Source organism: Anaerobacillus alkaliphilus (assembly GCF_004116265.1).
Taxonomy (GTDB): Bacteria; Bacillota; Bacilli; order Bacillales; family Anaerobacillaceae; genus Anaerobacillus; species Anaerobacillus alkaliphilus.
In genome coordinates, this window is sequence record NZ_QOUX01000047.1 from 289,695 (window position 1) to 300,935 (window position 11,241).

At 36.1% G+C, this 11,241-nt stretch carries 13 protein-coding genes and 1 pseudogene; 9 read left to right on the forward strand and 5 right to left on the reverse strand.

Annotated features, from left to right (window positions below; genetic code table 11):
* The first annotated feature begins 1 nt into the window (after nucleotide 1).
* Nucleotides 2–784 (forward strand): class I SAM-dependent methyltransferase, encoded by a 783-nt coding sequence (locus tag DS745_RS21780; protein ID WP_129080348.1) that lies wholly within the window; start codon nucleotides 2–4, stop codon nucleotides 782–784.
* A 270-nt stretch (nucleotides 785–1,054) separates the two neighbouring features.
* Here the strand turns inward: DS745_RS21780 and DS745_RS21785 are convergent, their stop codons facing one another.
* Nucleotides 1,055–2,779, reverse strand: coding sequence for an ABC transporter ATP-binding protein (locus DS745_RS21785; RefSeq protein WP_129080349.1), 1,725 nt, complete (start codon nucleotides 2,777–2,779; stop codon nucleotides 1,055–1,057).
* 477 nt (nucleotides 2,780–3,256) lie between these two features.
* Here DS745_RS21785 and DS745_RS21790 point away from each other — a divergent pair, with 477 nt between their 5' ends.
* Both DS745_RS21790 and DS745_RS21795 read left to right on the forward strand, forming a co-directional pair.
* A complete protein-coding gene (locus DS745_RS21790; RefSeq protein ID WP_129080350.1) occupies nucleotides 3,257–3,856 on the forward strand; it encodes a hypothetical protein in 600 nt (199 codons plus the stop codon).
* Nucleotides 3,857–4,006: 150 nt separating this feature from the next.
* Nucleotides 4,007–4,426: an ATP-binding protein gene (locus tag DS745_RS21795; protein ID WP_129080351.1), complete on the forward strand. Its 420-nt coding sequence runs from the start codon at nucleotides 4,007–4,009 to the stop codon at nucleotides 4,424–4,426.
* A 71-nt stretch (nucleotides 4,427–4,497) separates the two neighbouring features.
* On the opposite strand, the gene DS745_RS21800 is transcribed toward DS745_RS21795, so the two are convergent.
* Nucleotides 4,498–5,688 (reverse strand): SpoIIE family protein phosphatase, encoded by a 1,191-nt coding sequence (locus tag DS745_RS21800; RefSeq protein ID WP_161568346.1) that lies wholly within the window; start codon nucleotides 5,686–5,688, stop codon nucleotides 4,498–4,500.
* 124 nt (nucleotides 5,689–5,812) lie between these two features.
* On the opposite strand from DS745_RS21800, the gene DS745_RS21805 reads away from it, so the two are divergent.
* Nucleotides 5,813–6,628: an alpha/beta fold hydrolase gene (locus DS745_RS21805; protein WP_129080353.1), complete on the forward strand. Its 816-nt coding sequence runs from the start codon at nucleotides 5,813–5,815 to the stop codon at nucleotides 6,626–6,628.
* Nucleotides 6,629–7,003: 375 nt separating this feature from the next.
* On the opposite strand, the gene DS745_RS21810 is transcribed toward DS745_RS21805, so the two are convergent.
* Nucleotides 7,004–7,504, reverse strand: coding sequence for a CBO0543 family protein (locus DS745_RS21810; protein ID WP_241657925.1), 501 nt, complete (start codon nucleotides 7,502–7,504; stop codon nucleotides 7,004–7,006).
* Nucleotides 7,505–7,682: 178 nt separating this feature from the next.
* Here DS745_RS21810 and DS745_RS21815 point away from each other — a divergent pair, with 178 nt between their 5' ends.
* Nucleotides 7,683–8,336 (forward strand): DUF2306 domain-containing protein, encoded by a 654-nt coding sequence (locus tag DS745_RS21815; RefSeq protein ID WP_129080355.1) that lies wholly within the window; start codon nucleotides 7,683–7,685, stop codon nucleotides 8,334–8,336.
* Nucleotides 8,337–8,482: 146 nt separating this feature from the next.
* Here DS745_RS21815 and DS745_RS24730 read toward each other — a convergent pair whose 3' ends face one another.
* Both DS745_RS24730 and DS745_RS21820 read right to left on the reverse strand, forming a co-directional pair.
* Entirely contained in the window at nucleotides 8,483–8,656 is a 174-nt protein-coding gene (locus DS745_RS24730; RefSeq protein ID WP_161568347.1) for a hypothetical protein, read from the reverse strand.
* A gap of 224 nt (nucleotides 8,657–8,880) precedes the next feature.
* Entirely contained in the window at nucleotides 8,881–9,795 is a 915-nt protein-coding gene (locus DS745_RS21820) for an RpnC/YadD family protein (RefSeq protein WP_129080356.1), read from the reverse strand.
* A 257-nt stretch (nucleotides 9,796–10,052) separates the two neighbouring features.
* Here DS745_RS21820 and DS745_RS21825 point away from each other — a divergent pair, with 257 nt between their 5' ends.
* The 4 genes and pseudogenes from DS745_RS21825 to DS745_RS21840 form a co-directional block, all read left to right on the forward strand.
* Entirely contained in the window at nucleotides 10,053–10,265 is a 213-nt protein-coding gene (locus DS745_RS21825; protein ID WP_129080357.1) for a DUF1659 domain-containing protein, read from the forward strand.
* A 39-nt stretch (nucleotides 10,266–10,304) separates the two neighbouring features.
* Nucleotides 10,305–10,523: a DUF2922 domain-containing protein gene (locus DS745_RS21830; protein WP_129080358.1), complete on the forward strand. Its 219-nt coding sequence runs from the start codon at nucleotides 10,305–10,307 to the stop codon at nucleotides 10,521–10,523.
* 59 nt (nucleotides 10,524–10,582) lie between these two features.
* Nucleotides 10,583–10,744, forward strand: a complete 162-nt coding sequence (locus DS745_RS21835; protein WP_129080359.1) for a YvrJ family protein — start codon at nucleotides 10,583–10,585, stop codon at nucleotides 10,742–10,744.
* Nucleotides 10,745–10,851: 107 nt separating this feature from the next.
* Nucleotides 10,852–11,037, forward strand: a pseudogene (locus DS745_RS21840) (biotin synthase BioB); the annotation flags it as partial.
* Nucleotides 11,038–11,241 lie beyond the last annotated feature (204 nt).

The window sequence follows — 11,241 nt, forward strand, 5'->3', positions numbered from 1 at the left end:
GTTGGAACCTTTATACGACCACATTGGTGTAACATATGATACTACTCGGAAAGCTGACCCTGAAATTACTAGACGTTTACGAAATCATTTACAAGTGTCTAATCGAAGTAGAATACTTGATCTTGCTTGTGGAACAGGAAATTACACGGTTGCTTTAGAAGAGACAGGTCTACAGATGACAGGTATCGATCTATCTAAAGAAATGATTAAGAAAGCAGAAGAAAAATCAGATTCAGTTACATGGGAAATAGCGAATGTAAAAAAGCTTCCATTTGACCAAAAAAGTTTCGATGGGCTGACTTGTACGTTAGCGGCTCATCACTTTGATGAGCTGTTGACACCTTTTCAGGAAGCTTATCGAGTACTTGATAAAGGGAGGTTTGTACTATTCACCTCAACACCAGAACAGATGAACAATTATTGGTTGAAGGAATACTTTCCAGAGGCAATTGAAAAGTCGGCGCAGCAAATGCCTTGCTTACGAGAGGTCGAGGATGCATTAAAAACAGCTGGGTTTAGAATTGTAGGCTATGAAACTTTCTTGATACAACCAGATTTAGTCGATTTTTTTCTATACAGCGGGAAGTATGAACCAAAGATGTATTTGATTGAAGACGTCCGCAAGGGTATTTCTACTTTTGCAAACATAGCTTCAAAGGAAGAAATAAAAGAAGGGTGTATTAGATTAAAACGCGACATTGAGTCGAAAAAGATTGATGAAGTAACCAGTAAATATAGTAGTAGTTTAGGTGATTATGTATTTGTGGTTGCGGAGAAAAAGTGACTTTTGAGAGGACCGGTTTAGTAGATTATTCGCTTGACTAGGAATAGCTCTAAGTTTCTTACCATCTTTAATCTTGATTAACGTATAAGAAACAAAAAAAGTAACAGTCCAGTCCCTGAAAAGGAAAAGGATTGTTACTTTTTTCATTTGAGAAACTATATGTTACTTTGCTACCTTTCTAAAAACATGCGAAGAGGAATCACAGGTTCAGTAGTGGTGGACGAGTGTTGTCTGTCTGACCGACGTTGGTACCGTTCGGTCATTCTTGCATTAATAAATCGATGCATGTTGATGTGCATGCAGTTTTGTAAAAATTCCATTCTCATTAGCAAGAAGTTCTGCGTGTGTACCATCTTCAGCAATTCCATCTTCGTTTACGACGAGAATTCTGTCAGCATTACGGATCGTTGCTAGTCGATGTGCGATGATGAGTGTTGTACGGTCTTTGGCAAGTTCGGTTAATGCTTCTTGAATAATTGACTCTGTTTCTGTATCTAAAGCAGATGTTGCTTCATCTAAAATCAGGATGCGTGGGTTTTTCAGGAACATGCGGGCAATTGACAGACGTTGCTTTTGTCCGCCAGATAGCTTTAGTCCTCGTTCTCCAATTTGGGTATTATACCCGTCTGGTAAAGAGGCGATTAGGTCAGAAAGGTGAGCCCGTCTTGTTGCCTCTTCAATTTCTTCATCTGTTGCATCTAATTTTCCATAAGCAATGTTTTCTCGTAATGTACCAGTAAAAAGGAACACGTCTTGTTGGACAATTCCGATATTTGAACGAAGTGATTCCTTTGTCATATTGCGTATGTCAATTCCATCTATGGTAACAGAACCTTCGACAACGTCATAAAAACGAGGGATCAGCGAGCAGATCGTCGTTTTCCCAGCACCTGATGGACCAACAAAGGCGACAGTTTGCCCAGCTTGAATGGAAAAGCTTAGGTCATCCAGAATGCGTCTATTTTCTTCATAGCCAAAAGTCACATTATGAAAGGCAATATTTCCGTTAAGTTCAGGTACTTCGATCGCATCCGGACGGTTCTTAATATCAGGCTCTTGATCCATAAGCTCAGTAAATCGTTTAAATCCAGCCATGCCTTTTGGATACAACTCTAGTAAAGCACTAATCTTATCAATTGGTTTAAATAACACATTTACATAAAGAATAAAAGCAACTAATTCTCCATAAGACAACTCTCCGGTGAAGCTTAACCATGCTCCGTACACTAAAATAACCAGTGTCATCATTCGAGTCGTAATATAAATACCAGATAAATTCCAACTCATAACTTTATAGGCTTTAAGTTTCGAAGAGCGGAAAAATTGATTGTTTGTGTTAAAGCGTTCTTTTTCAAATGCTTCATTTGTAAAAGATTGAACAACGCGAGCGCCTGATACGCTATCTTCAACCCTTGCGTTTACATCCGCTATATTTCCATACATCGCAGTCCAAGCTCTGTTCATTTTAATATTGGAGTAAGAAATTAACCAGACGAGAAACGGTACGACGATAATCGCAACGAGTGCAAGTTTCACATTGATCGTCAGCATAATCCAAAATGCTCCGATAAAGGTCATGATCGCAATGAATAGATCCTCAGGACCATGGTGAGCAAGCTCGCCAATATCCATTAGGTCATTTGTTACTCGGCTCATGATGTGTCCAGTTTTCGTATTATCGAAGAACTTGAACGACTGTCGGTGAACATGATTGAACAATTCTCTTCTCATATCTGTTTCAATATTAATCCCTAGCTTATGGCCCCAGTAGTTTACGACAAACTGCATACTTGAGCTTAATAGATAGAGAGTAAGTAATCCGGCACTGACAGCGGTTATGGTACTCCAGTTTCCTTCTGGTAGCAAACTATCTATGAACCAAGCAACCGCTAGAGGAAACCCAAGCTCTAATAAACCAACGAAAACTGCGCACACAAAATCAATGATAAACAACTTTTTATGTGGCTTATAATAACTGAAAAAACGTCTAATCATACGTACAACTCCCTGCATAGAATTATTAAATTTTAATCGAAGTGACAGGGATTAGCAATCAAAAAGTTTCAAAATATAGGAAGTTTAAAAGAGTGCAGAAGACATGGTGAGGGAGAGGTGGAAGTAATAAACAAGGTGACTGTAACTTTATTATGTAAACTGTGAGTGTGCAAAACTCTTAATGATAACCGCAAGGATCGGCACTTAAGCGAACAAAGAAGCACTATTTTTTCAAAAACCACGTGGTTTTCTTTAGAATTTAAGGAGATTACATCTCGTAAACAGAATTTTGATGAAGGCAATTTGCGAATTAGAAGGACCTTTATTGTTGTATCGTATGTTTTTTGGCTGTTAAAAGGAAGGTTTAGATAAATTCAAGTATACCCTCCAATATAAAAGAATATCATCTCATAAGAAGAAAATTAAAATTTATTTCAAGTTCTGCAATACAGCCTTTCTAAAAGGATGTGCTAGAAAATGAAAATAATTGAGATGATCGATTTTCTAGATGAGAAAAGCGAGAAGATTAAAAAGGATTTTGGAGTTTCGAAACTTCACATGGCCTCGGCCTATAACGGGATTCATGCAGCAATTCAATGGCTCGGCAGTTCGATATATAAAAGTGTGGTTGAAGATATTGTTTTTCATATTACTGATGAACCAATCAATTTTCCTGGTGAACTAGGAATTTATGAAGAAGAAGATTTTCAACCTGTGATCTACTTAAACATAATGGCGATAGCGGAAGATTACAAAAATCGGGAGTATCTACTAGAAGTAAATCGGAATGATGTATCTAGCTTTGAATATGCAGCTTTTATTTGTTTTCATGAAGTCGGGCATCTTTTTCATGGGCTTGTTGGTGGCAGTGGAAAAGAGAAGAAGGATCGCTTATTTGATTACTTTGATAAGGGTGAATACTTTTATAAGCGCTTTATTTCAGAGATGAAACATGGCTACACACCCCATGAAAAGAAGAAATATCGCAACATTCCACATGAAAAGGCTGCAGATAATTTTGCTAAGCAGTGCCTACGAGTGATGCAATCAGAAGGTAACTTCGACAACTGCCTGTGACGCCCCGAAAAATCTTGTTTCATGGAGGTGTTCCACACGGCCTTACTATGTGTTGGCTGTTTTATCTCCCATTTAATACCTCTACTCATTTATTGTTATTCTGATATAGAATAGGGTAGATGATTAAATAGATTGGAGAGATCGTGATTAATGGATGTATTAAGGCATGTATCTACCTTTCGGTTATGTAACATGGATGAATATGATATAGTCATAGGGAAGTTGGAAAGTGTTATTCAATCACTTTATCCAGAAAAACCTATCTATCTTACAATGGTTGCTGTGTTAGAAGCACTAAACAACTCCATAGAACATGGTAAGTTCCCAATAACTGCTAGAGTAGAGCAAAATGAAACAAATAAAGAGTTGCATATAGAGATCATAGACAGTGGACAGGGATTTCCAGTACCTGAAAAAATAAGAGTGATTAATACTAAAGGTGTTGACCGTTTATTAGAGGAAAAACTTTTCTCTACTAGAGGTAGAGGTATCTTAATTATGTATAAGACTGTTAAATCTGTTTCATTTAATGCTAGTGGGAACAAGGTTTTGCTCGTTGCTTCACTGTAATTTCTAAGTATGATTATAAAACAGAAGCCTTTGAATAAAAGGCTTCTTATTTCATTTTTGGGGCTCACACATTACAACAAATCTATAATCATAAAAGATTGGTCATCAGACTCGCTGAAGTTTTTTTCTTTTTCTTGAATTAAATTAGAAAGGATGTTTTTTAATACCGCTGGTTGTTCATCGTTACAATCTTTTAAGACAGAAGATAACTCCTTAATCGGAACTAAATCAGTAATTCCATCGGTATATAAGAATAGTCTAGAGGTATTTGTATAGGAAACTTTGCTTGCTTTAAACTCTAAATCATCTAATAAACCAATCGGAGGAGAAGTTGAATGTAAGTAATTTATTTCTTCATTATCAATAATTACTACGGGAGGATGCCCTGCGTTAATAAATTCAATTTCTCTTTTTTCTGTATTTATATGTAAGTGAATGCCAGTCGCATAATGTCTGATATCACTGTTATTTTCAAAAAGGGTATTAAGATAGTGGTCTAATTCCTTGATGACTGTTTCTACAGACTCGCCTTTTGAAATAAGTGTTTGAAACAACGATCTTAAAGAAAGTGACACTAATGCGGAAGAAATTCCGTGTCCCATCACATCAATGATAATCACTCCATATTGAAAATCATTGATGTTATATATACCAAATATATCCCCAGATAACTCACTAGAAGGCTTATAAAATGTTGTGATACTAATTTCTTCGTTATGTATGGGAAGGGTTAATGAAACTTCTTGGATTTTCTTTGCTAATTGAAGTTCGGTTTCGATTTTCTCTTGATATAGTTTGTTCTTGTTTAGCAGAATTAATAACTCCCGTTGTTTTACTTCTAATGCCTCATTTGCCTTGTTTTTTTCTTCAAAAGCCATTTCGGCATCTTTTCTCGCTTGAATTAATTCATCTTCAAATTCATTTCGCTTAGACATTGGGATTACGATACATTCGTTTAAAAAAGTGTCGCCTTTATTTTTTCTATTAGCATTAAGTAACACTGGCAATTCAACGCCATCGTTAGTAAGAAGTGAGATGTACATTTCTTCAATTTTCTCTTGTACTCTCATCATCGGGAAAAAGTATAACTGGTAAAAAAGTCGAGCAGAAGGTGAAAGCAGGACATCAAAATGTTTTTGATGTAGTTCGTCTTTGGTATAACCTAATCGATCAACTAATGGTTGATTAATTGATTGGATCGTTCCACTGTCATTAAGCGCGACATAGCCACATGGCAGACCATCTAGTATCTTTACATCCATTAGAAGCAAGCTCCTTACATTTTCATAATAGAGATGATGTCTTTTTATCATAGCAAAATTTCCTATTACATGTCATAAATTCTTTTGTTATGATTAATGAAAACGACCAAGGAGTTAACATAGGATGATTGATATTATGAGAAGAAATCATGTACAAGTTAGTGGAAATGGTCCACAAACGATCATGTTTGGGGCTGGATTCGGTTGCGACCAAAAAATGTGGCGCTATGTTGCCCCGCATTTTGAAGAAAATTATCAGGTCGTGTTATTTGATTCTGTAGGTATGGGAAATTCGGATGTAACGCTATATGATGCTAAAAAATATAGTAAGCTTGATAGCTATGCAAAAGATGTTTTGGAGATAATGGAAGCTCTTAATCTAAACAACACAATCTTTGTTGGTCATTCGGTGAGTAGTATGATAGGTATCCTAGCATCTATCAAGGAGCCAGAACGTTTTTCACATTTAGTGTTGGTCGGACCTTCTCCTTGTTATATAAATGAGCTACCAGACTATGTGGGCGGCTTTGATAAAGAGGCACTAGAAGGCCTATTTGATCTTATGGATAAAAATTATATCGGATGGGCGAACTATTTAGCACCTGTGGTTATGAAGAATGTGGACCGACCAGAGTTAACAAAAGAACTAGAAGATAGCTTCTGTTCCACGGATCCTGTTATAGCTAGAAATTTTGCAAAAACGACTTTTTTCTCTGATAACCGTAAAGACCTCCCAAGAGTAACGGTTCCATCCCTTATATTACAATGTAAGGATGATTCGGTTGCACCGATAGAAGTAGGGGAGTATGTTCATCGTCATCTACCAAACAGTTCCCTTATGTACATGGAGGCAACAGGACATAGCCCCCATATGAGTCATCCCGAAGAGACGATTGAGTTGATAGAACAGTATCTTCAAAGAAATGGATTAACTAAATAAGATCAGGACTTTTCACAATGGGTTTACAAAGACTGCCTTCGTCAAATGTCAATCCTGATGATTTTGAATGATAATAATGAAAGGACGGCTCTTAACATAGAGTCGTCCTTTCATTTGATTTTTGACAAATAGGAGGAATGGCAGCATTATTACAAGGCTGTTTTCGCAACGTTTGTTGGTTTCGTAAAAATTCCAAAAGTCGGATTTCCACCCGAAATACTAAGAATTCACAACTAAACTTTAGTAAGTATTGCTTTTTTCTTACCTAATTTAATGGCTGATATCTGTGTTTTTTCCGATTACCTTAGGGTAAAAAAGCAACAGTTTTTTTGTGCGACGAGTAACCGCAGGAGCAATGTTTACGAAAAGAGCCTATTACAAAGTCAACTTTCCTTTGTTCATCATTCGGATGATAGCAATGATACTTCGACAAAGTAACATCTTTATCACGACACTTATAAACGAATGATACCAATTCCATCCTTTTTTCCAAGTAATCAGTTTTGTGTATTTGGCTGCAATCGTCTCAATAATAATCTGCGGAACTACAATTGGGATTAATTTTAAGATTAAACCTATTGGCTTACTATTTAATGTCCATTGATTATAAAAAAGCAACATCAGAGGGTAATGCACAAAGTCAAACGGCAAATGCACTTTTATACGCGGAAAAATTTTTCTTTTGTATTTTAAATAACCTTTTGAGACTAAGAAGTAGTCTGCAAAATAATTCTCTATGATGCTAACTATGTAAACAATGATCCAATCCTTTAGTGGTCGTTTGATAATTGCAAAGGGTAATAATCCCAATCCGGTAATAGTTGTCACTATAAGAAAATATGAAGAAAAGATTGATTTTTTACGCAATTGAAGCACCTCCAATGATAGTTTTCACATAAGTAGGGTAATTATGCGAAAGGCGGGTGCCTTGCATTCAAAACGATCATTTTTAAAAAGTGATAAGAACACTAGAAAAAATATGCTACCATCTACCTAGTACTTTCTGGTATGATTACAAATAAAAGGGAAGCAAGAGAGGGGAAAAGCGAGCTGAATGGGTAAGAAAGTTGGTTTTTCTATTATTCTAATATTATCATTTGTTTTAGCAGTTTCGGCAATTGTTCGTTATTTCATATTAGATCCAGTCGAAGGAAATGCAATTATTATCAGTGAAGGACTGGAAATGTTTAAAATGGAAAACCAACTCTGGAACATCGCACTGTACATTCATATCATCACAGCTGCCTTACCATTGGTTATCGGCCCGTTTTTGTTCATCAAGAAGTGGCGGAATCGCCATTTACAGCTTCATCGAAATTTCGGAAAAATTTATGTCATTACGATACTTATAAGTTCAATTGTAGGAATTTATTTATCTTTTTATGCCCATGGTGGTTTTTTAGCAAAGCTAGGTTTTTTTGGTTTGAGTCTAGCTTGGCTTTATACGACGTTTAAAGCCTATAAGTATATTCGAAACAAGCAACAAGCAATGCACGAGGAATGGATGTACCGAAGCTTTGCTGTAACATTTGCAGCGCTTACGTTTCGAGTGTGGACAGCGCTTGTAGGGTATTCATTAGATAACTTTACAGCAGGTTATGTAGCAGCCATTTGGTTGAGTTGGGTTGGAAATCTAGTTGCGGTTGAATTATGGATCCGCTTTAAACATCGAAAAAAAACTAAGATATCTGGTAATGTTAGCGTATAAAATAATGGCATTTACTAGGTGAAACTTACTGTTAAATACAAAAAGGTAACAGTCCAACTCTCAGAATAGGGGAAGGATTGTTACTTTTTTTGATTGTTTTTAGAATGTTCCTGAAAGGTGCTATCCATAGTTGTATTAGGCCGTATTTATTGATCTTTCATTTTTTTAATCTCTGTCACAGGTAATCCAGTTAACTCGTGAATATCGTTGATGGGGTATCCTTTCAGGAGCATTTGCTTTGCAATATCAATTTTCCCTTCTGCTTTCCCCTTGTTCCAGTAAATCTCAGCTAAATTTGTTTTGTCCCAGGTTAACCCCATATCAGTACCACCTTTCTTTCCTAATAATTCGTCAAGTTCTAGTTATACTGTAAACCCAAGCAAAAAATAGGTTACTTCAATAAAAAAATTAGTAGGGGACATTCGTAGTCAAAGAGAAAAAGTAACCGCCGAAGAATTGGATGTTACTTTTGTCAGTGATTTTTGCCTGGACTAGATTATAAATAACTAACAGCAAATATAACTGTACATTTATTTTAAGTTAATTAACTTTCCTGATCCTTCATTTTCTCAATTTCTGTCACGGGTACTCCAGTTAACTCGTGAATATCAGTGATGGGATATCCTTTCAGGAGCATTTGCTTTGCAATATCAATTTTTCCTTCTGCTTTTCCTTCCGCTTTTCCTTCCGCTTTTCCCTTGTTCCAGTATATCTCAGCTAAATTTGTTTTGTCCCAGGTTAAACCCATATCAGTACCACCTTTCTTTTCTAATAATTCGTCAAGTTCAAGTTTGAACTTCAAACCTAAATCTTCGTCTAATCTAAGAATACCATCTATGAAACGAAATAATTTGTCAATATGTTCTTTTGTCCATTCTTTTGATAGAAGTAGTCTAGCTAGTTTGATTTTGTATTGATAAGTTTGATCAAGCTTCTTTTTAGAACGTACGACGTAAACACCAGCTAATATCGCTAGGGCGAAAGGATTAACAGATTTTTCGAGTGTTTCCTCATCTTGATCAATGATTTTATAAGTTTTATAAGAATAGCTTAGTTCTGTTTCAAAAAACTTATATTGAAATTGATTTGGATTGAATTGTTTGTTTGCGTCTGTAAAGATTGCGATGGCATAAATGGATCTGTCATATTTATCTAGTGTGCGATAAAAATATTGAAACATTCTCTTTGCAAATGTCTTTTGGCGATCACCTTGAACCTCAATATGGATTAAAATCCATTGGTCTTTTCCATCTTTCAAATAGACTTTTACAAGCTTATCCATTAATTTCTTATTTGTTTCTGTTTCTTTAACTAATTGAGTTAGCTCCTGTTCTAAAAACTCAAAGCCTTTACTAACGTCAATATTTTCATACAATGCCGGAGCAAAAAATAGTACAAAATCCTCAAAAAAGTCTTCAATCACATCTTTCCAAAGTGAGTCATAATCAACAGGATACATAGGTTCACCTTCCTTACTATTTTATCACAAAGGCAGCCAAATCATGAAGAGTATCGTTCTTATATGTAAGAACATATGTACTAATTTTACTATAATACGTTTGTTCGTATAGGGTGGAAATGAGGTTAATTTTGACATTTTTGTGGCTTATAAACGAAGGAGAGGATTAGCTGTTAAATTTTCTTCTGTATAAAAACGTTAGTTTTCCCACCCCTTTTCCTCTCAACATGTATGTATAGAGTGAAGGGGGTGATGAGATGAGCGAAAACATTTTACAATCGCGTTTGACGATGCACTTGTTAGCTGGCTACGACCAAGAGGGCAAAGAGATTTTTAAAACGAAGTCTTTTTCGAACATTAATAACACAGCTACAGAGGCACAGCTTCGTACAACCGCTGAAGCGTTACTTTCACTGCAAGTTCACACAGCTCAAATCGTAACACGCACAAACCAATATGCTGTCTCTTAGTTAATTATTTCGAATTTGTAGGAATGGAGGTGAAAACAGATGGCGAAGAAAATTGAACTGATTTTTAAAAACGAGATTGGTAGAAACGTAACGATATCATTAGATGACCCAATTAAGCCAGTAGATCCAGGAAAAGTATCGTTAGTGATGGATTTAGTGCTAGCACAAGGAGCATTCGTTTCAAGTGGTGGCTTTCTAGTAAGCAAGGTTGGTGCTCGAGTAGTTGAACGTAATGTAGATCAAATTCAAATGGTGTAGTTGATGAGGGGGAGGACAATTGACTTCCTCTTTTAAGTTATAGAAAGGAGGGAAGCGAAATGGAGATGTGGATCCCGCTGATTAGCGAATACGGGTTTCCGGTCATGATCACTTTGTACCTGTTACACCGTATAGAAACCAAGCTAGATACACTTAATGCTTCCATTAATAATCTTGCTAGTGAAAAAGCGAAGATGTATGTAAAGAAAGCCAGTTCTTGATGAACTGGCTTTTGGCTATTGTTTATACTTCCAAAAACAACCATTTTATGTTAACTTAAAATTAATTTAGGTTAACAAAGTAACGATAGACAAAAGGAGAGGTTAGAATGAACTGGTTACAGACAGCACAAGAAGTAATTGAGGGAAAAATGATTAGCGATCATGAAGCGATGAGTATTTTGAATTGTGACGACGATGAGCTGTTGCCTTTGTTACATGGTGCTTTTCAAATTCGAAAGCATTATTATGGGAAGAAAGTAAAATTAAATATGATTATGAATGCGAAAAGTGGAACCTATGACCGCGAAAGCTGGGCACTAGTGTAAAAGCTGGAATACTTTTCCCACAAACATTGTCTTGAGAAAAACCGCCTATGTGTACTATACTAAAAACGTACAAACGGCTATGAATATCCTTCCTTCTACTCAATCTAAGATATTAGGGTTTCGCTTTCTGTTTGTTCAAATGGATCCTGGCTATGGTTCTTCTTCCTTCTA